Annotated in this window: 16 protein-coding genes; 3 read left to right on the top strand and 13 right to left on the bottom strand. The window is 44.0% G+C overall.

What is annotated here, in order from left to right:
* Positions 1-46 precede the first annotated feature (46 nt).
* Positions 47-2815: an ExeM/NucH family extracellular endonuclease gene (locus tag EXT43_RS15400; protein WP_130167371.1), complete on the top strand. Its 2769-nt coding sequence runs from the start codon at positions 47-49 to the stop codon at positions 2813-2815.
* Between the two features lie 85 nt (positions 2816-2900).
* Here EXT43_RS15400 and EXT43_RS15395 read toward each other — a convergent pair whose 3' ends face one another.
* The 13 genes from EXT43_RS15395 to EXT43_RS15335 all read right to left on the bottom strand — a co-directional run bounded on the left by EXT43_RS15395 (position 2901) and on the right by EXT43_RS15335 (position 17565).
* Entirely contained in the window at positions 2901-3317 is a 417-nt protein-coding gene (locus EXT43_RS15395) for a hypothetical protein (RefSeq protein WP_130167370.1), read from the bottom strand.
* A gap of 433 nt (positions 3318-3750) precedes the next feature.
* Positions 3751-5838, bottom strand: coding sequence for an elongation factor G (gene fusA / locus EXT43_RS15390; RefSeq protein WP_054552334.1), 2088 nt, complete (start codon positions 5836-5838; stop codon positions 3751-3753).
* Between the two features lie 209 nt (positions 5839-6047).
* Entirely contained in the window at positions 6048-6776 is a 729-nt protein-coding gene (locus EXT43_RS15385) for a response regulator (protein WP_054552333.1), read from the bottom strand.
* Positions 6777-6813: 37 nt separating this feature from the next.
* Positions 6814-8436, bottom strand: coding sequence for a sensor histidine kinase (locus EXT43_RS15380; RefSeq protein ID WP_062566305.1), 1623 nt, complete (start codon positions 8434-8436; stop codon positions 6814-6816).
* Positions 8437-8450: 14 nt separating this feature from the next.
* Positions 8451-9989, bottom strand: coding sequence for a tripartite tricarboxylate transporter permease (locus EXT43_RS15375; protein WP_054552331.1), 1539 nt, complete (start codon positions 9987-9989; stop codon positions 8451-8453).
* A 3-nt stretch (positions 9990-9992) separates the two neighbouring features.
* The gene (locus EXT43_RS15370) at positions 9993-10457 is read right to left on the bottom strand and encodes a tripartite tricarboxylate transporter TctB family protein (protein ID WP_054562934.1); all 465 of its coding nucleotides are present in this window, start codon (positions 10455-10457) and stop codon (positions 9993-9995) included.
* Between the two features lie 9 nt (positions 10458-10466).
* Positions 10467-11426 (bottom strand): tripartite tricarboxylate transporter substrate-binding protein, encoded by a 960-nt coding sequence (locus EXT43_RS15365; RefSeq protein ID WP_054552553.1) that lies wholly within the window; start codon positions 11424-11426, stop codon positions 10467-10469.
* 18 nt (positions 11427-11444) lie between these two features.
* On the bottom strand, positions 11445-12686 hold the full coding sequence (locus EXT43_RS15360; protein ID WP_054552329.1) for a porin: 1242 nt from the start codon (positions 12684-12686) through the stop codon (positions 11445-11447).
* Positions 12687-12912: 226 nt separating this feature from the next.
* Positions 12913-13572, bottom strand: coding sequence for a 3-oxoacid CoA-transferase subunit B (locus EXT43_RS15355; RefSeq protein ID WP_063527724.1), 660 nt, complete (start codon positions 13570-13572; stop codon positions 12913-12915).
* An 11-nt stretch (positions 13573-13583) separates the two neighbouring features.
* On the bottom strand, positions 13584-14291 hold the full coding sequence (locus tag EXT43_RS15350) for a CoA transferase subunit A (RefSeq protein WP_063527828.1): 708 nt from the start codon (positions 14289-14291) through the stop codon (positions 13584-13586).
* Between the two features lie 9 nt (positions 14292-14300).
* Positions 14301-15062, bottom strand: coding sequence for a 3-hydroxybutyrate dehydrogenase (locus EXT43_RS15345; protein ID WP_054552326.1), 762 nt, complete (start codon positions 15060-15062; stop codon positions 14301-14303).
* Positions 15063-15066: 4 nt separating this feature from the next.
* Complete coding sequence (locus tag EXT43_RS15340; RefSeq protein WP_130167369.1) at positions 15067-16254, bottom strand: homoserine O-acetyltransferase; 1188 nt, start codon at positions 16252-16254, stop codon at positions 15067-15069.
* 9 nt (positions 16255-16263) lie between these two features.
* Complete coding sequence (locus tag EXT43_RS15335) at positions 16264-17565, bottom strand: GntP family permease (RefSeq protein WP_054552324.1); 1302 nt, start codon at positions 17563-17565, stop codon at positions 16264-16266.
* 295 nt (positions 17566-17860) lie between these two features.
* On the opposite strand from EXT43_RS15335, the gene EXT43_RS15330 reads away from it, so the two are divergent.
* Together EXT43_RS15330 and EXT43_RS15325 are read left to right on the top strand one after the other, a co-directional pair.
* Positions 17861-20152, top strand: a complete 2292-nt coding sequence (locus EXT43_RS15330; protein ID WP_130167368.1) for a TonB-dependent receptor — start codon at positions 17861-17863, stop codon at positions 20150-20152.
* Between the two features lie 112 nt (positions 20153-20264).
* Positions 20265-20927, top strand: coding sequence for a response regulator transcription factor (locus EXT43_RS15325; protein ID WP_130167367.1), 663 nt, complete (start codon positions 20265-20267; stop codon positions 20925-20927).
* The last annotated feature ends 9 nt before the right edge of the window (positions 20928-20936 follow it).

The following is a 20936-nucleotide window of genomic DNA, read 5'->3' as shown; positions in this document are numbered from 1 at the left end:
CTGTGTCCCATATTGGGACTTTAATAATACATACACGGGAAAAATAATGATAAATACAAAATTAACGCCGCTCGCGCTTGTTATTGCAAGCCTGAGCGCGCCTGCTTCTGCCAACCTAATCATCTCTGAATATGTTGAAGGAAGCTCTAACAATAAAGCGGTAGAGCTATACAACACATCGAGTGCTGAACTATCGCTTGACGGTTACACCATCTCTTTATACTCAAATGGTAACGGCGATCTAGCAGACCCTAATAACAGCTTAGCTTTAACCGGTACTCTTGCAGCAAATGCAACCTACGTTATTGTAAATGCGGGCTCTGCTGATGAGTTAAAAGCCAATGCAGATACTGAATCAACAATCACTTACTTCAACGGTGATGACGCATTAGTGCTAACTAAAGATGGTGCAATTGTTGATAGCTTTGGTCAACTGGGCGTTGATCCAGGTTCAGCATGGGATGAAGGCGGCGTTTCAACACAAAATAAAACACTGCGCCGTAAAGCAACTGTTACTACAGGCCGTACTGATGCAACCTCTGCGTTCAACCCAAGCGATGAGTGGGGGCAATTCGACCAAGACGATTTCAGCAATATTGGTCAATATGGTGAGAGCACAGAGCCAACGCCTGAGCCAGAACCTGTCACTCCCCTTGAGTGTGGTGCAGCAAAAACCTTAATCAGCGCAATTCAAGGTGAAGGCGGCGACAGCCCGCTTATTAACACTGAAGTAGAAGTTGAAGGTGTTGTTACAGCTGACTTCCAAGGTGATGATCAACTAAAAGGTTTCTTCATTAGCTCACTTGCTGCTGATGTTGATACAAACCCACTAACTTCTGAAGGTGTATTTGTTTATTTCGCAGATACCGACGTTGCAGTTGGTGACCATGTGCGTGTTAAAGGTAGCGTTGCTGAATACTACAGCGCAACACAACTAGGCGATGTTAGCCAAGTTGAGATCTGTGCGACAGGTTTATCTACTGATGCAACCGCTATCACTTTACCAGTTACTGACGTGGCTGACCTTGAAGCTTACGAAGGTATGTTAGTAACCATCGCGCAACCTTTAGTCGTTAATAACAACTACGGCCTTGGTCGCTATGGTGAAGTTGACTTAGGTACTGAGCGTTTATACCAAGGAACTCAAGTAGCGCTTCCAGGCGATGCAGCAAATGCTGTTGAAGCTGAAAACCTGAAAAAACAAATCTTAATCGACGATGGTTCAACAAAGCAAAACCTTGATCCTATTGCTTACCCAGGTACGGGCCTTGATGCCTATAACACATTACGTTTAGGCGATACTGTCAATACGATTACCGGTGTGATGGGTTATAGCTTCGACCGTTATCGTATTCACCCTACAGTACAACCTGAGTTCACTGCAACTAACCCTCGTACAGATGCACCAGAGCTTAACGAAGATGCAGATCTACGTGTAGCAAGCTTTAACGTATTAAACTACTTTAATGGCGACGGCCAAGGTGCAGGCTTCCCAACTAGCCGTGGTGCAGATAGCGAAGAAGAGTTTACTCGCCAAGAAGCTAAATTAGTTAGCGCAATCACGGCTATAAATGCTGATGTGATTGGCTTAATGGAAATCGAAAATGACGGTTTCGGTGAAAATAGCGCCATTGCTAGCCTAGTATCTGCACTTAATGATGAAGATGCAGAAAATACCTACGCATTCGTTGATTTCGGCGTTGACCAAATTGGTACTGATGCAATCACGACAGCACTGATTTATCGCTCAAATAAAGTTTCTGAAGTTGGTAAGGCTGCTCATACTACAGTAGAACCTTTCGATTACAGCAATCGCCCGCCTATTGCACAAAGCTTCCAATCTCTTGAAAGCGAAGAAATCTTCACAGTTGCCGTTGCCCACCTAAAATCTAAAGGCGGCTGTGGTAGCGCTGAAGGTAATAATGCTGACTTAGGCGATGGTCAAGCATGTTGGAATGAAATCCGTGTTGCGGGTGCAAATGCATATGCTGATTGGTTAGCCACTTACCCAACAGAAGTTGAAGATGAAGATATCATCCTAGTGGGCGATATGAACGCATACGCGATGGAAGATCCTATCCGTGCATTTGCAGATAAAGGTCTGAAGAGTGCGGTTGCTGAACTAGACGGCGACACATTAGGTTATTCTTATAGCTTCTCTGGCCGCATTGGTAGCCTTGACCACGCACTAGTCTCTGAATCTATGCTTGCTAAAGTTGTTGCTGCAACTGATTGGCATATCAATGCCGATGAGCCAATCAGCCTAGACTACAACCTTGAGTATAAATCATCGACACAACAAGCTAGCCTTTACGCTGACGATGCATACCGTGCATCTGATCACGACCCAGTGATTGTTGATATCCAATCTGCTGAGCCTGTTCCAGAACAACAAGCGCCAGTAATCGAAGTTCAGCAATCATTCGAAATCGTTGAAAACAGTGAGGTGGGCGCTGTGATTGGTCAACTTGTTTTCTCTGATGGTGACGCTGATTATACACCTGTCGTTAGCTTTAGCATTGAAGGTGAGCATGCTGACGCGATAGCAATCAGTGCTACAGGTGAAATCACAGTAGCCAAAGAGCTCGATTTTGAAGAAGAAGACAAGCTTACATTAATGATCCGTGCAGAAGATAGCGCAGGCAACTTATCAGAAGCACAACTGCTATACATCAACATTACCAATGATGTGGCAGATGATGTAACCGAAGAAGATGAAGCTGAAGAAGAGTCAAAAGATGATGATTCTGGTTCATTTGCTTGGTTAAGTCTACTTGCTTTACCATTTGCACTTCGTCGTCGCATGAAAAAATAAGCGACACCGCATATGAATAAGGCCGCATTTCGCGGCCTTTTTTATTTCAGTTCACTTTATTTAGCAATATTGAGACTTGCCAGTATTAGGCTTTACATTGCAGATTAGGCTTTATGGCACAACCTGCTTTTGACTTATAGAGCTTAGCAATGTCAATCTGTTGCTGCTCATCAATCTGCCAGTTCATAAACTGGTGTGTTTTACCATTCGCTAAGGTAATTTTAAATACTGTGATGAATGCCATTGGGTTAAATTCAACAGTGACAATATCTTCAGCGTTGATGTAACGCTTACCTAATCCTCGCGAATAACAAATCCCCGCCTTGTAACAGTGTAAGAAGCGCAATTCTAAAAAATTTAATAGAGTAATAAATAGCAGAACAGGTAACAATAGCATCAAAATTGATGCTCCTAGCAAAGTAACGCTTAATGCAACAAGAATAGCCAGTGCTATCTTGCTTCCCTGTAGAGTCCAATTAGGACTTAACTTAATCGTTTTCATGAGTATATTTCTATAGTTGTAATATTTAATAAGCAGACGTTTAATACAAAATGATTAAAAAATCATTCGGGCGCCATTTTACATAGACTAAAAAAGGTACACAAGGTACAAAAAAGCACTTTTTTACTAGAACAAAGTAATTAGCTTACAACTTACTAATAAGCTTATATATTTCTGGAAAATGAAATTTGTATTAAAATCGTACAATTTAAGAGCGGCAGCACTTAAATCGTATTCACTATTTAGAAAATACTTTAAAAGTGCGATACCTGTACCGGTACATTAATAACTCAAAGCTGAATGGTTAATTAACATACAAAGGAAAGAAATGATTACTTTGTAATCGAAAAAATTACGACAATATATTTACGATTTTTAGGCAATATAAAACCCGCAGCATGTGCGGGTTTTTTTAAAAGAATTAAACGGCTAATTACTTAGCAGCTTTTTTCTCTTTTTCTGCAGCGATTACTGTTTCAGCAACGTTTGCAGGACATGGTGCGTAGTGTGAGAACTCCATAGAGAACTGACCACGACCAGAAGTGATAGTACGTAAGTGGCCGATGTAACCAAACATTTCAGAAAGTGGTACATCACCCTTGATGCGAACGCCCATTGCGCCAGCTTCTTGGTCTTTGATCATACCACGACGACGGTTAAGGTCACCGATTACGTCACCTACGTTGTCTTCCGGAGTGAATACGTCAACTTTCATGATTGGCTCAAGAAGTTGTGCACCCGCTTTAGGGATAGACTGACGGAAAGCGCCTTTAGCAGCGATTTCGAACGCGATTGCTGATGAGTCAACTGCGTGGAAAGCACCGTCGAAAAGTTCAACTTCAACGTCTAATACTGGGAAGCCAGCTAGAACACCTTCTTGCATCATTGATGCGAAGCCTTTCTCAACTGCAGGCCAGAATTCTTTAGGTACGTTACCACCAACAACTGATGAAGAGAACGTGAAGCCTGAGTTTTGCTCGCCTGGCTTGATGCGGTAATCGATTTTACCGAATTGACCAGAACCACCAGATTGTTTCTTATGCGTGTAGCTATCTTCGATTTCTTTCGTGATAGTTTCACGGTAAGCAACCTGAGGTTGACCAACAACTAGGTCTACGCCGTAAGTACGCTTAAGGATATCTACTTTGATATCTAAGTGAAGCTCACCCATACCTTTAAGGATGGTTTCGCCTGAATCTTCGTCAGTTTCAACTTGGAATGAAGGATCTTCTGCAACCATCTTACCGATCGCGATACCCATCTTCTCGTTACCGCCTTTGTCTTTAGGAGCAACAGCGATTGAGATTACTGGATCAGGGAAGATCATCGCTTCAAGTGTACATTCGTGCTTAGGATCACAAAGAGTGTGACCAGTTTGAACGTTCTTCATACCAACAACAGCGATGATGTCACCCGCTTGTGCTTCAGTAAGTTCGTTACGCTCGTCAGCTTGCATTTCAACCATACGGCCGATACGCTCTGTTTTACCAGTTGCTGAGTTAAGGATTGTGTCACCTTTCTTCATGCGACCAGCGTAGATACGGATGAACGTAAGTGCACCGAAACGGTCGTCCATGATTTTGAACGCTAACGCTTTAAGTGGCTCATCTGCAGAAACAGTTGCTACTTCACCAGTAGGCTCACCTGTTTCAGGATCAGTTAGAGGTTGTGGGTCAACTTCTGTAGGCGAAGGTAGGTAATCTACAACCGCGTCTAATACTAACTGCATACCTTTGTTTTTGAATGCAGAACCACAGTATGTTGGGAAGAACGCAAGATCACGAGTACCTTTACGGATACAACGTTTGATGTCTTCTAGTGAAGGCTCTTCACCTTCCATGTAAGCCATCATTAGGTCTTCGTCTTGCTCAACAGCAGACTCAACAAGCATCTCATGGTATTCATCAACTTTGTCTACCATGTCAGCTGGAACGTCTTGTACTTCGTAGTTTTCAGGAAGACCAGTGTCATCCCAAACGTATGCTTTTTTCTCAAGTACGTCTACAACACCAATGAATTGGTCTTCGATACCGATTGGTAAAGTCATAACTAGTGGGTTAGCACCTAGTACTTTCTCAACTTGACCTACAACGCGGTAGAAATCAGCACCCATACGGTCTAATTTGTTTACGAAGATTACACGTGCAACTTCTGATTCGTTCGCATAACGCCAGTTAGTTTCTGACTGCGGCTCAACACCACCAGAACCACAGAATACACCGATACCACCGTCTAGTACTTTAAGTGAACGGTATACTTCTACTGTGAAGTCAACGTGTCCCGGAGTATCGATAACGTTTAAGCGGTGGCCTTTCCACTCACAAGTTACAGCTGCTGATTGGATTGTAATACCGCGCTCAGCTTCTTGTTCCATGAAGTCAGTAGTAGACTCACCGTCGTGTACCTCACCAGTCTTATGAATTTTACCCGTAAGCTTAAGGATACGCTCAGTGGTGGTAGTTTTACCCGCGTCAACGTGGGCGAAAATACCAATATTTCTGTACTTCGATAAATCTGCCATTATTTTACTCTTAATAAAGTCGAAAAATTATTCGGCGGGAGTATAGCATTACTTAAAGCGAACATCACCATCGAAGTCGCTTAAAATGCAATCAATTTTATAAAATTTTTCTATGCTCAGGATAAGCGGCACTTTTTAACGTGCCGAACAGTGAGTTTATGCTACTAAAATCGCTAATTTAGCACTGATTTGGCTATTAAATGATGCGATTAGCTACTTGTCATTTTATAACAGCGCTCAGGTCGCCCGATACTTCCATAGCTCTGATCAGCACTGACTTGCTCAGCTTCAAGCAAGTATTCGAGGTAACGACGGGCTGTTGAGCGGCTTACGCCGACTAAATCACCCATTTGCTGAGCAGTAAAAGCCGTGCCAATATTCGCTTTAAAAGCTTTTAAGATCTTTTGCAAAGTAAGCTGATCCACCCCTTTTGGCAACCTGACCGGGGCTTTTAACTGTTCTTGCGATCCAAATAAAGTATCGACCATAGATTGGGTTACTTCATCGGCATCTGACAAACATTGTTGCCTTGCTTCGAATCGCGCTAGTGCTTGATCTAAGCGATTTAGCATTAATGGTTTTACTAAGAAGTCACAGGCACCAAGTTGCATGGCTTTTTCAAGTGTTTCTACTTCTTTTGCTGCGGTTAATAGCATTACTTCGCTTTTCATTTCTTCGCGGCGTAATTCATTAAGTAAATCAAGACCATTGCCATCGGGTAAATGAATATCGAGCAAAATTAAATCGGCATTAATCGCCGATAATAGCGCTTTCGCAGTAGCAAGATTGCCTGCAATACCCACAACCTGATATTGCCCCTGACGCAGTGTTTGCCGCGCCCCTTGTTGGCCAGCAACGCCATGAGGAAGTAATAAGTATTGCGCCAATAATTGGGCTACTTCTACTTCGTCTTCAACAATGACAACTGAGTAAGTCATGTTCTTTACCTTTTATTTATAGGCTGATCATTTTTTATTATTTTGGAATGTAGACACTTAAGCGTGCCCCCATCAGATCAGACTCACCTATTTCTAAACTACCACGGCACGAATCTAAGTTGGTTTTAACTAAATAAAGGCCGATACCATGCTCAGCCCCAGACTTTGAACTGTATTGTGGTGTGAATATCACATCCTTGTCATCGCCTAATCCAAAGCCGCTGTCTTCAACATCAAACAATAATGTTTTACTGGTTTCATCAACCGTAACACGAACTTTAGGGGTACGTGTATCGCTAGCTCGAATAGCAGCTTCAATTGCGTTATCAATCAAATTGCCAAGTATCGAGACAACCCGTTCAAGCATATCTTTACGGGTGATCGATCCTAATAAGCTATCTGGATTAAGCTCAAGTATCACGTTTAATTCACGGGCTTTATGGTATTTACCAACCAATAAACCTGCTAGTACCGGATCTTGGATCCTTTCGAGCAAATGATGGATCTGCGCTTGCGAGCCTTTACTTTCTTGACCAATTAACTCAATCGCCTGATCCGTTTGCCCCATCTGAATTAACGCACCAATTAAGTTTAGCTTATTCGAGTAATCATGCGTTTGCACTCGTAATAACTCAGCAAAGGCTTGCACTTTGGTTAATTGCTGCGATAAATATTCAAGTTCATCCGCAGGGCGCATACTCAACAAAATACCATCAGCCTGACCTTGCACTTGCAATGCATATCGCGACAACACAATGCGTTTATCGGCGGCAAATAATTCAAAACCAACAATCGGACGCTGTTGGTTATGCATTAAAAACTCGCTATGTTCAGGAAGTAAGTCTGCAAGTTTAAGTGGTTGATGAATACAGCTGGTCGGTTTACCGAGGATTTCGCAGGCACGTTGATTTAAGTTACGTACATTACCTTCAGGATCGAGGGCGATAATGCCGCTACGAACAGTATTCAAAATAGCATCTTGCTCAGAGAACAACCGTGCTATTTCGTCAGGCTGTAACCCAAAAATAGCATTACGAACCCGTTGACCAATATACACCGCGGCCAAAATACTTAAACCTACTAACAACAAACCCCAAAGCATAATTTCAGCACTGCGAGCACGAATAAGCGGTTCAATTGATTGCACTAAAAAGCCAACCGATACCAAGCCGATGACTTCGCCTCGCTCTGAGAGCACAGGGACTTTGCCACGAATAGACTCACCCAAACTCCCTTTTGCAATTGACACATACCGCTCACCACGCAGCGCCGCTTTACTATCACCACCCACCATCGGCTTACCTAGCTTGTCGGGATCTGGGTGAACAATGCGGCGGGTATTCTTATCGCCAATCACGATAAAGCTAGCTGCGGTGAGTTCACGAATATGCTCTATTTGCGTATTTAACTCATCAAGCCCTTGCTTGGTTTGCAATGCATTTTGCACGTCATCCCGTGAGGCAATACTGGTTGCGAGCGCAAGCGCTTTATCACCCATGTGGTTATGTAAGCTTTCTGCGGTGATCTGATACACCAATGCGCCAAACAATACAGCCTGTAAAACACATAGACCGGTAACCCAAATAATGAGTCGCGTTTCTAAGCGCTTGGGTTTTTTAACCACATGCTGAAATGGGTTTAGCTTATTGGTGTATCTCATATCAGTGCCTTGTTCTACGCATGTTGCTCTGCTTGCGTAGCTGCTTTTTCTTTACGACGTTGGACAATATAGTCTTTCAGTGGGAACAACAACACTAAGATCGAAATCACAAAAATACTCAGTGTTAATGGGCGGTCCCATAAAAAGCTTAGTGAACCATCTGAAATCATCATGGCACGGCGGAAGTTTCGCTCAATCATATCACCGAGGATAAAGCCAAGTAATAAAGGCGCCATCGGGAAAGCTAACAATCGAAGCACCAAGGCCACCAGCGCAAAGCCCACCATCATAAATAAATCAAAGGTGTTAAATGACACTAAATACACACCAATTAAGCTGAAGAATAAAATCATCACTGTCAGCACAGATTTAGGCATTGCCAACACTTTAGCGAAATATGGGATCAACGGCAGATTCAAAATCAGCAGTACAATATTGCCAAAGTACATACTGACAATGACAGCCCAAAACACGCTTGGGTTTTCTTGCATTAACATAGGGCCCGGCTGAATACCGTAAGCAATTAATGCACCTAGCATGATCGCTGTTGTACCAGAGCCTGGAATACCTAAAGTCAGTAATGGTACAAATGAGCCCGTACAGGCAGCATTATTAGCAGACTCGGGTGCGGCTAAGCCACGCATTGAGCCCTTACCAAATTTATCTTTCAGTGCCTTTGGAGCAAGGTTACGCTCAGTGGCATAGGCCATAAAGCTAGCAATGGTTGCCCCTGCGCCCGGTAACACACCGACTATAAAACCAAGTAAAGATGAGCGCCCAACCACAGGAGCCATGTCTTTTACTTCTTCTTTAGTCAGTTTTGTTGAGCCAATTTTTGGCGTATCAGGATCATCAATTTTTTTATCTGGTTCAGCTTCAGGGCGTGCCACATTAATCAACGCCTCAGCCAACGCAAACGTTGCCATTGCTACTAATAAAAAGCTAATACCATCTAATAAATCAGCTTGGCCAAAAGTAAAGCGCTCGGTACCTGAAGAGGGATCAATACCTACCGTTGCCAGCATCAAACCAAATACCGTCATCATCATGGCTTTTAAAAATTGTCCTTTATTAGAGAACGCAGCGATAGCCGTTAAGCCTAAAAACATCAGTACAACATAATCAGGCGACTGAAAACTTAATGACACTTTCGCTAATAATGGCGCAGCCACCATCAATAAAATGGCGCCAATCGTCCCGCCTATAAAGGATGAATAAGCCGCAATCGCAAGGGCTTTACCTGCCTTACCCTGCTTTGCTAGCGGGTAGCCATCAAACGATGACGCTACCGTACCCGCCACACCCGGCGCATTAATCAAAATAGAAGAAGTAGAGCCACCGAATATAGCCCCATAGTAAACACCGGCCATTAAAATCATGCCCGAATCAGCACCGATGCTGTAAGTGATCGGGATCATCAACGCAATCGCAGTAATTGGACCAAGGCCTGGTAGCATACCAATGAACGTGCCAACAAAGCAGCCTACGATCACATATAACAAGTTGTTCCAGTCGAGTACGGTCGACAAACCTAACATAATTCCATCAAGCATAACTTAACTCCACAGATTGCCAGGTACTAAGTAAATGCCCAGTACTTGTGTCATTAAAAACCAAAAAACCACGGCCACAGGCACTGAAGCAAACAACAACACTGCCTTACGGCGTTCGCCCATGATAAAAAAGCCCGTAATTAAAAATGCACTGGTGGCAATTAAAAAGCCGAACGGTTCAAGCATGGCGCTATAAGCAACCATTAAAACCAACAATGCAAAGGTACGTAGTAAGTTGCCCTTACTGAGTAGCTCTGCTTTTTCTGCAGGCGCTTGCTTTAATAAGTTGGCACCAATCGAAAGTACACACACCACGATACCAAATACTGCATACACTTTTGGTAAGGTTGCAGAAGTAACGCTTTCGTACTCTTCAAATGGCATAAGTGGAATTTGCCAAGCCACAAGGGCGTAGAGGGTAAAGAGGACCAAGAATAAACTTGGTCCAATTAGTTCACGGTTTAACATCGTCTAACCTTAGCCTCGGATAAAACCAAGCTCTTTCATTACAACGCGTAATTGCGCTTCTTGCTGCTCAAGCGATTTAATAAACGCTTCTTTTTCTTGAAATAGATTTAGCCAACCATTGCGGGCACGAACCGCTTCCCATTCAGGGGTTTGTTGCAACTTACGTAGCTTTTCTGTGTACTCGGCAAGTTTGTCTGCTGGTAAATCTGGGGTTGCAAAAAAGCCGCGCCAGTTTACGAACTCCATGTCGTAACCTAGCGACTTTAAGGTTGGAATTGCTGGGTAATCTGGCAATTTATCTGCAGAAGTCACCGCTAAAATACGTGCCTGACCACCATTAGCGACTTCGAGTGCCTCACTTAAGCCTGTTGAAAGTAAGTTGACCTCACCCGACAGTAAACCAGCTTTCGCTTTACCACCGGCATCATAAGGAATGTAACGTAATCGACGACCATCAAGACCCGCCGCTTTAACCGCTTGTGCAGCCACTAAGTGATCCATGCTGCCGCGCGCAGAGCCACCTGCTACTTTTACAGAGCCTGGGTCTTTTTTCATTGCATCAATAACGTCTTGCCATGTTTTAAATGGCGAGTCATTGCGCACAACAAATGCACCATAATCAGCAATCATGCTGGCAACTGGCGTTAAATCGCGATAGCTGTAAGGAATTTTGCCTGATAATGCACGCAGAACGATAGGCGTTGAGTTAACCATCAACATATCGCCTTTTTTAGTGCCCGACTCAATCAGGTATGCAATTGCACGGCCACCGCCGCCGCCCGACATATTCTGAAACGATGCATTATCTTCAATGCCCGCTTTTACCATTGCTTCACCGACACCACGTGCTGTGGTATCCCAACCGCCGCCTGGGCCACCCGGTACCAAAAAGTGTAAGTTTGCTAATGCCAGTGGGCTGGCTACTAATAATGAAGCTGCTAAAACAGATCTTTTTAATGATTTAAACATAGTCATAATGCACGACTCCTAAAATAAGTACTGCATACGAGCACTGATGCCCATACCTGAATCTTCATCACCTACCAGCGTAGAAGCACCGGCACCATCAACATCGCTGTAAATCAGGTTGCCCATAAATTTGATATCGCTGCTTAGGTAATATGATGTGCCTAATGTATAAGTGGTTACGTCAGTACCTTGCTGTTTGCTGCTAGCATTCATTTGTGACACACGTGCAACCAGCTCCCATGCATCTTTAATCCCTTTTGGTTGTACAAATAGCGCTGAACCTGCTTTGTAACGGCGCTGCTCACCGCCTAAGAAGTAACTTGCCGAGACATGAAAGCCATCAAAACGCTCACCATCAAGTTCGTTACTACTATCGACCGTATCAAGGTAACGGCTGGCATATTCAGCCTCTAGAGTGAATGCATTTGCTTGGTAGGCAAATTCAAGACCGCTTTGTGACATGCTATTTAGCGCTGCGGTTTCACCACCGACTGCGTAATCCACTAAGCGAACATTGGTTTCACGCACTTCACCACGGGCAAAACGAGCGCTTAAATCATTGTCGCCCATATCACGATAAGAGTGCCAAGCACCTAAATGAATCACATCACCCGGCGCTGCACTTGACCAGGTTAAGCGACCTGTTACAGCCAATGTCAGTTTGTCATCTTCGTCATGGCCCGATGCACCAAACGCATCGTTTTTGTAAACACCCACGGCGTAACGTAAGCCTGAATCTTTAAAGTATTGATAAGCCGAGATACCCCAACGGAAGAAAGGCGAGAAGGTGTTAGCAAGGGTGCTACGCTCAATAGTATTAATGTGTTTAGAACTGGTTAGCGCATTGAGCGACATGTCTTCACGGATTTTACCGGCTTTTACTTTTAAGCCGTTGTCGAATGCATAACGTACCCGCGCTAACACGATTTCAGCCGTGCCTTCAGAAAATTCGAGTAGTAATTTGTGATCCCAGTTGCCATGTTCACTTTCAACATAAGTACGAATACGACGTGGGAAGAAGTCGCTGCCTCCAGCGCCATCATTGTCGGCATTGTAAGCACCGTCGAAATAGTTGTAATCAAGTTGCACGCGACCACCAAATTCTAGGTTGAAGCCGCTAGATGTTTTTAATGAATCCACTTCTTTTTGAAGTGCATCGAGTTGTTGCTGTAGTTGTTCAGTGTCGCTTTGTGCGAATGCTGATGTACTTGCTAACGCCGCTGCAACGGCTAAAGCGAGCTGTGTGTTACTTGCTTTCATGAATTACTCCACACCAGATTATAGTTATTTGTTGTCGTTGATCGGCCTACTGCAAACGGCGATCTGGTTTGGAGCATAGTGTTAACGATAGATTAACGAAATGTTTAGGGGGTAAGTTGCATTGATGGAGATAAATGGCTTTTTGTTCATAAAACTCATGAACAAAAAGCGCATTACTGGGGGTTAGTATAAAATCTAGGCAAATTAGCTGCTTAAAAGTCGCAAACTAGCTAAAAGTCATCTCAGGAACGTCACCAGAGACAATAAGTTTGCCCTGTGTCTTAGCAATAATCTCATCAACCGAGACACCTGGCGCACGCTCTAATAAATGAAATGCACCGTCTTTAATTTCTAAAAGTGCCAAATCGGTGATCACTTTATTGATACAACCAACGCCCGTTAACGGCAAACTACATTCGGTCAGCAGTTTTGATTCACCATGCTTGTTGGCATGGGTCATGGTACAAATAATGTTTTTAGCACCGGCTACTAAATCCATCGCACCGCCCATTCCTTTAACCAACTTTTTCGGGATCATCCAACTGGCTATGTTGCCGTTTTGGTCTACTTCAAACGCACCCAGCACGGTTAAATCAACGTGGCCGCCGCGGATCATGGCAAAGCTTTCTGCGGAGCTAAATATAGCCGCCCCCGTTGCAGCGGTGACCGTTTCTTTACCTGCGTTGATCATATCGGCATCAACTTGGTCTGCACTTGGGTATGGCCCCATACCGAGTAAACCATTTTCAGATTGCAGCATCACTTCGATGCCATCAGGGACATAATTAGCAACCAAGGTTGGAATACCTATACCTAAGTTAACGTAGTAACCATCCTGTAGTTCCATCGCCACGCGTTTAGCGATTTGCTCTCGTGTTAATGCCATCAGCGTGCTCCTTATTGATTCTCTTGCTTAGTGGTAACTTTCTCGATGCGCTTTTCAAATTCACCTTTAATCACTCGGTCAATATAGATACCCGGCGTGTGAATTTGGCTTGGCTCTAGCTCCCCTGGCTCAACAATTTCTTCAACTTCAAGAACCGTAATTTTGCCTGCGGTTGCTGCCATCGGATTAAAGTTCATCGCCGTATGACGATAAATGCAGTTACCGTAGCGATCTGCTTTCCACGCTTTAACTATCGCAAAGTCGCCAGTAATGCTTGGCTCTAATAAATAATCGCGACCATTAATATTGCGAGTTTCTTTACCGTCAGCCACCGGTGTACCGACACCCGTTGCGGTATAAAATGCTGGAATACCCGCACCACCAGCACGCATTTTTTCAGCTAAAGTGCCTTGCGGTGTGAGCTCAACTTCAAGTTCACCATTTAATAGTTGCTGCTCAAATAGCGCGTTTTCACCAACGTAAGAGGCAACCATCTTGCTGATTTGCTTGTCTTCAAGTAGCACTCCTAAACCAAAACCATCAACACCACAGTTATTCGATACCACGGTTAAATCACGGGTGCCTTGACGTTTAATTTGCGCAATCAATCCTTCAGGAATACCGCATAAGCCAAAACCACCGGCTATCACTGTCATGCCATCTTCAAGACCAGCCATCGCTTCGCTGTAACTTGTAACTACTTTATCAAAACCTGCCATTGGCTCCTCCTACTGTGCAGTCCAACCGCCATCAATGGCGATTGCTTGGGCGGTAATATTGCGTGCTGCATCGGCCATTAAAAAGCTAACGGTATGCAGGATCTCATCTAAGCCGATAAATGCTTTTTTCGGCATCGGTGCTAACATAATTGTGTCGATCACTTGTTGCTCTGAAATGCCATGCTCTTTGGCTTGCGAGGCAATTTGTTGCTCCACAAGCGGTGTTTTTACATAGGCTGGGCACACAGTATTAATCGTGATGTTGGCATCACCCGTTTCGAGTGCCATGGTTTTAGCAAAGCCGATTAAGCCATGTTTTGCAGCGATATAAGCAGACTTATATTTAGACGCCACCATCGCATGAATTGAGCCAATATTAATGATACGACCAAAATCTTGCTCACGCATGCGAGGGAGTACTGCCTTGGTCATCATCGCCGGGCCAACGAGCATAACTTGCTGTAAGAACTGCCACTTATCAGCCGGAAAATCTTCAAGCTTTGCCACGTGCTGAATACCCGCATTATTAATAAGTACATCAATTGGCTGATTAAGCTCAGTGAAAAACTGCTCAATTGCATCACTGTCTGCCACATTAAGTGCATACCCTTCGGCGCTACCACCTTGCTCAACAATGCCTGCTGCCGCTTGCTGTGCTGCTTGCTGATTTAAATCAGTCACAATAATAGTGTGACCTTGCATCGCCAGTTGCTGGGCAACATATAGACCAATACCACTGGCTGCACCGGTAATTAAAACTGTTTTGCTCATCGGGCTACTCCTCTAAAAACTCACTGATAAGCTGCGCTTTCGTGGCGATTGAGAAAATGCCATCAAGGTGTCCCCAACCCCCTTCAATTTCTGAAATCTCAACGTCTTTACCTGCCGCTTTCATGGTGTCAAACACGGTGCGCATGTTTTCAGGGCGAAGCAGTAAGTCGTTCGTTGCAGGTAGCAATAATGTTTTGGCAGAGACATTTTTAAGTGCTGTTGTTAAATCACTTTGCATGCCAGCGGTAAATAGTTGTGATGCCCGGACCAAATAAAGTACATGGTTGGCATCTTGCGTTTTCGCTCGTGCCATTGCGCGCTGAGCGAGTACTTGGTTTAACTTAGGCAAGGTACGAATATCTTTTAATGCGCCTTCATCTAATACATTAAAGTCAGGGAAGCTCGCGTTATAAATAATTGGATGCATCGCATCTTGCGTAATATTAAGCATGGTTGCTGCTAAGCCATCTAGCGGGCGCTCTTTGCCGTAGTAATTACCTTGCTGCCAATTTTTATCTAAACGAATTGGTAACGCCCATTTTTCAAGGGCAGCGACTGTCCATGCATCCATAGTTGCAGCGCCAATCACATGAATTAAACGCTCTACTTTATCTGGGTAACGTGTTGCCCACTCAAGTGCTTGAAATGAGCCCATTGATGCGCCCATCACAGCATGTAATTTAGTGATACCTAGGCTGTCGAGTAAACGCTTTTGCACATTCACAAAGTCAGTAATCGTAACCACAGGGAAATCCAAACCATAAGGTTTACCTGTTTTTGGATTAGTTGACGCAGGGCCTGTGGTGATGACATTTTCATCATGCCAGTTGGCATTCACTAGGGTATCTGAGCTAATCACATAATATTTATTCGTATCGATAGCTTTACCTGGGCCGATAATCGCATCCCAATAACCCGGTAGGGCGTCATCCGCTTTATATTTACCTGCAGCATGAGAAGTACCAGAGAAATAGTGAGTGATTAAAATCACGTTATCTTTATTGGCGTTTAGCTTTCCATAGCTTTCCCAGCCAATATCCACTTGCTCTAAAGTCACACCAGACACAGTGGTAAAATCTCTTGTCGTAAAATGCTGTTTTTCCACCAGCATGGTGTCGGCTTTGTTTGCAGCGCCAAACGCAGTGCTACTAAATACAACCAGCCATAGCAAAATTATTAATTTGGTTTTCATTGCTGTTCCTTAAAAGAAAATAAAGAGTCCGAGTGCCAATGCGACACCGATAAGCGGAATAACCGCTGTCAGAGCAGCCATTGACCAATACGCTCGCTGATGCGTTTCTTTACAGATAGCGCGTATTGTTGTGACCACATAACCATTATGCGGCAAGGTATCTAGGGCTCCAGAGCTTATTGCCACTACACGGTGTAGTTGTTCAGGGTTTACACCCATATCTAAATAACCCGGCGCGACAAGTGGTAATGCAATGGCTTGCCCGCCAGAAGCAGAGCCAGTTAAGCCGGCAATTACACTGACCGCAACTGCAGCACCAACCAACTCATTCCCCGGCATATGGGTCATCACATCGACAGCGGCGGTAAATGCTGGTGATACTTTCGCCACAGCGCCAAAGCCAACCACAGCAGCGGTATTACCGATTGCCACTAAAGCGCCGGTTGTACCAACATTAATGGCGTTACCCATATCGTGAAAATGCTTGAAGTTAATAATCACAATACTCAGTACACCACCAAGTAAGGCAACAATAAGCGCTGTTTGCTGTAGCACATCATGTAGCGTAAATGATAAAAGTAGCACCACGATCAGCGGGATCACACCCGTAATTGGATGCGGACGACGACGCTCAATAATGACAGGATCATCATCGCGCGCTTCAAAGGTCTCGCCGTTAGCAACGGCCTTTTTGATCATCTTGTTTAACCAAAAGTAACCTGCTGTCGCCATGAATATAGCCACCACTAAGCTCACTTCCCAAGCCGCATAGGGTGACGTACCAAGGTGTTTAACCGGGATCCAGTTTTGAATTTCTGGCGAGCCTGCCGAGGTCATGGTAAAGGTCACCGAACCAAATGCCAGTGTTGCTGGAATAAAGCGGCGCGGTAAGTTTGCATCTTTAAACAGACTTAATGCCATTGGATAGACAGAAAACGCAACAATAAAGACGCTCACGCCACCGTAGGTTAAAACTGCACAGGCAATCACAACCGCAAGAACGGCGTGCTTCATACCTAGTTTACCCACAATGTAGCTCGCAACACTGTCTGCAGCACCGGTGTCTTCCATGAACTTACCGAATAAAGAACCTAGTAAGAACATAAAGAACCATGCGCTTAAGAAGCCAGCAAAGCCATCCATATAGGCGTTAATAAAGTTTGTATCTGCCGATACAGGGAAAATGGCCATGCCACTACTAAGTGCAACTAACAGTGCACAGATTGGCGCAGCGATAAATAAATTTACCCCACGCAGCGTTAAAATGATCAGCAGTATTAAACCGCCTAACAGTCCTATCATGCTCAGCATAGACATTCCTATAATTATTGTTATTACACAGATGAGGTGACATCGGAATAATGCTTTCAGTCTTACCCTAAGCGTTCAAAAAATACATAACACTAAGGTACTATCTGCTTTAAAAATAGCTTAATTGCTTGATAAATAAAGGGCTATGGCGGGTATAGCACTATGGTACTAATTCAATTTCTGCAACTATCTTCTACATTAATTGACAGGTGACACGGGCAAATCTTATTAAGTCTTCGGCAACATCAATGTGAGTGGCCATAAGACTAATGACAACAATAACAAGGAATACAACATGATAAAGCTTAACCCAAAAGTCGCGCCACTTACTCTGGCTGTATCACTTGCTTTGGCAGGTGTCAGTGCTCAAGCGGCAGAACAAGCCGAACCTGCAGCAAAAAAAGGTGAACTTGAACGTATTCAGGTAACAGCACGTAAAACTGTTGAAAACCTGCAAGAAGTTCCTGTTGCTGTAACCTCAGTGGGTGCTGAAGAACTGGCAGAAAATGGCATCGTCGTTATGACCGAAGTTCAACAGTTCTCGCCAAATACCACCCTGCAAGCAAGCCGTGGTACTAACTCTACAATTACCGCGTTTATTCGTGGTGTAGGTCAGCAAGATCCTCTTTGGGGGTATGAGCCAGGCGTAGGTATTTATATCGATGATGTCTACCTTGCTCGTCCACAGGGTGCCGTGCTTGACCTTCTTGATGTGCAACAAATCGAAGTATTACGTGGTCCACAAGGGACGCTTTACGGTAAAAATACCATAGGTGGTGCCATTAAATACGTCACCAAAGAAATGAGCGGTGATGCTACCTTAAATATTCAAGGCACTGTAGGTAGCTATAACCAGAAAGATTTAAAAATCACTGGCCAATTACCGATTGTTGACGAAAAACTTTACGTTGGCTTTGGTTTTGCGACGCTTAACCGTGATGGCTTTGGCGAGTTTTTAACATCGGCTCTTGATAACCAAGACCGCGAAAACTACAACAAAGACGTAACAGCAGCACGCGTTACACTCGAATACACTCCGACCGATGACTTATTCTTCCGTTTCGCGTGGGATAAAACAGAAGACAAATCAAACGCAAAAGGTGGTTACCGTTTGCTACCAAGTATTCTTACTGATGCGCCAGTTCCAGACAGCGTGTATGACTCATACACCAGCTTGCCTACATGGAACAAAGTTGAACTCGAAGGCTATAGCCTAACTGCTCGTTGGGATATGACTGACAGCACTAGCATTAAATATATTGGTTCAAGCCGTGAGAGCTACTCACCAACGAATATCGACTTTGATAACACGTCAATTCAAATTTTCGATGTACCTGCTATTTACGATGATGAACAAACCACTCATGAGTTACAGCTAAATCATCAAGGCGATAACTACAAATTGGTTTCGGGCCTTTACTACTATGATGGTGAATCTTGCGGTCAATTTGAGGCTATTTTAGGTATCTTAGGTCAAAGCTTAGGTGCCCCGGGTCTGACTCGTGAAGTAAGCGGCTGTAGTAACTCAAACAGTAAAGCAGCGTATATCCAAAGCTCAATTGATTTAACCGATAAATGGTCAATGACACTCGGCGCGCGTTACACCAAAGACAAAAAAGAAGCACAGGTTAACAATGGCCTAATCTTTGACATTGTTTATCCAGAATCAGGTTGGGTACCAGGTTACACTCGCCCAGAAGGCCAACTGGTTCCAACAGTACTCGATGATGAAGAAGAATGGTCACGCTTCACACCACGTGCAGGTGTTGAATACCAGTACAATCGTGACATCATGTTCTTTGCTAGTTACGCGCAAGGCTTTAAGTCAGGTACTTTCAACCCACGTGCAACCACTGCAGAGCCGGCAGCAAAACCAGAAATCGTTGATTCATTCGAAATCGGTATGAAGAGTGAGTGGAACAACAACTTACGTGCAAACGTCACTTTATTCACCCTTGACCATAAAGACCGTCAATACATTTCTGTATTACCGGGCGATAGCGCAGCAGATCTAAATCAACGCTTGGGTAACATTGGTGAGTCAACATCAGATGGTATTGAGCTTGAACTAAACTATGTTGCAACAGAGTCACTCAGCTTTGATGCATCAGTAGGTTACATCGATAGTAACTTCGATAACGTAATTGATTACGACCCAGAAACCGGTGAAGCATTCGATAAATCAGATCGCTTTACGGTATCAAACACACCTGATTTAACCTTCAACCTGGGTGCAACGTACCGTATGTACACTGAAATGGGTGACTTTGTTATCAATGGTAACTACTACCACAGAGGCGACTACGCGCTATTCGAAGAAGATAGCTTATTAACGCAAGATGCTTACGGTATCTTTAATATGGGCATCACTTGGTACAGCACAGATGGTCACTGGACTGCTGGTCTTTACGGTAAAAACTTAACGGATGAAGAGTACATGATTGGTGGCTACCAATTCGTGGCACCTGATCCAACAGACCCAACTGATATCAGCAAATACACCCCAGGTTTAGGTGGTGATAATACCCTGATTGGTTACTACGGCGACCCTCGCACTGTAGCCTTCACTGTTGGTTACCGTTTCTAAAATAGAATCTAAATCCTTGTGTGAGAAAGGTTTGTCTGAAACTTCCCCTCAGGCAAACCTTGTTTCAAAGCGCAAAATCACTTATAACATAACGCATTGGAGAATCGAGGGAATGTCTTTAGCTGTGAACACCATAATCGCCGATGATCACCCGTTATTTAGAAGTGCGCTGCGTCAAGCTGCCGCGACATCAGTGCCAGAAGAACATATTAAAGAAACCAGTGACATTGATGGTTTGTTTGCACTGTTAAGCGCTCACCCTGAGATTGAACTAATATTTTTAGACCTTACGATCCCAGGTGCAAATGGCCTACAAGCCCTTTCGAAACTGCGTAACCATTACCCTGATATCTTAGTGATTATGGTCTCTGCCAATGAGACACCAGCCATAATCAAACAAGCGATGAGCCTTGGCGCTGCCGGCTATATTCCAAAGTCATCTTCTTTAGATGTCATCAGTGAAGCAATTAGCCATGTACTCAACGGCGACACTTGGTTACCACCTGAAGTAGATTTAACCGATGTGGTGATCAACGACGAACAAAGCGAATTTGCTCGTAACCTCGAAAAACTAACTCCGCAGCAATACCGCGTACTAGCGATGATTGCCGACGGTTTATTGAATAAACAAATCGCCTTTGAAATGTCGATTCAAGAAACCACAATCAAACAACATGTGTCAGCGATTTTACGCAAACTCAATGTTTATAACCGCACCCAAGCAGGCATTTTGTTTAATCAGCTTTCGCAAGTTGGCAAAATCGAAGAAAGCTAATTTAAGCAT

It is taken from the genome of Pseudoalteromonas sp. CO109Y (assembly GCF_004208935.1).
GTDB lineage: Bacteria > Pseudomonadota > Gammaproteobacteria > Enterobacterales > Alteromonadaceae > Pseudoalteromonas > Pseudoalteromonas shioyasakiensis.
Note: the sequence above shows the minus strand (reverse complement) of the source record. Positions and strands in the feature narration are given on the sequence as shown.

Excerpts from the sequence above, each read along its gene's own strand:
- EXT43_RS15400 (WP_130167371.1), top strand. The coding sequence starts at position 47 with ATGATAAATACAAAATTAACGCCGCTCGCGCTTGTTATTGCAAGCCTG.
- EXT43_RS15395 (WP_130167370.1), bottom strand. The coding sequence starts at position 3,317 with ATGAAAACGATTAAGTTAAGTCCTAATTGGACTCTACAGGGAAGCAAG.
- fusA (WP_054552334.1), bottom strand. The coding sequence starts at position 5,838 with ATGGCAGATTTATCGAAGTACAGAAATATTGGTATTTTCGCCCACGTT.
- EXT43_RS15385 (WP_054552333.1), bottom strand. The coding sequence starts at position 6,776 with ATGACTTACTCAGTTGTCATTGTTGAAGACGAAGTAGAAGTAGCCCAA.
- EXT43_RS15380 (WP_062566305.1), bottom strand. The coding sequence starts at position 8,436 with ATGAGATACACCAATAAGCTAAACCCATTTCAGCATGTGGTTAAAAAA.
- EXT43_RS15375 (WP_054552331.1), bottom strand. The coding sequence starts at position 9,989 with ATGCTTGATGGAATTATGTTAGGTTTGTCGACCGTACTCGACTGGAAC.
- EXT43_RS15370 (WP_054562934.1), bottom strand. The coding sequence starts at position 10,457 with ATGTTAAACCGTGAACTAATTGGACCAAGTTTATTCTTGGTCCTCTTT.
- EXT43_RS15365 (WP_054552553.1), bottom strand. The coding sequence starts at position 11,426 with ATGTTTAAATCATTAAAAAGATCTGTTTTAGCAGCTTCATTATTAGTA.
- EXT43_RS15360 (WP_054552329.1), bottom strand. The coding sequence starts at position 12,686 with ATGAAAGCAAGTAACACACAGCTCGCTTTAGCCGTTGCAGCGGCGTTA.
- EXT43_RS15355 (WP_063527724.1), bottom strand. The coding sequence starts at position 13,572 with ATGGCATTAACACGAGAGCAAATCGCTAAACGCGTGGCGATGGAACTA.
- EXT43_RS15350 (WP_063527828.1), bottom strand. The coding sequence starts at position 14,291 with ATGGCAGGTTTTGATAAAGTAGTTACAAGTTACAGCGAAGCGATGGCT.
- EXT43_RS15345 (WP_054552326.1), bottom strand. The coding sequence starts at position 15,062 with ATGAGCAAAACAGTTTTAATTACCGGTGCAGCCAGTGGTATTGGTCTA.
- EXT43_RS15340 (WP_130167369.1), bottom strand. The coding sequence starts at position 16,254 with ATGAAAACCAAATTAATAATTTTGCTATGGCTGGTTGTATTTAGTAGC.
- EXT43_RS15335 (WP_054552324.1), bottom strand. The coding sequence starts at position 17,565 with ATGCTGAGCATGATAGGACTGTTAGGCGGTTTAATACTGCTGATCATT.
- EXT43_RS15330 (WP_130167368.1), top strand. The coding sequence starts at position 17,861 with ATGATAAAGCTTAACCCAAAAGTCGCGCCACTTACTCTGGCTGTATCA.
- EXT43_RS15325 (WP_130167367.1), top strand. The coding sequence starts at position 20,265 with ATGTCTTTAGCTGTGAACACCATAATCGCCGATGATCACCCGTTATTT.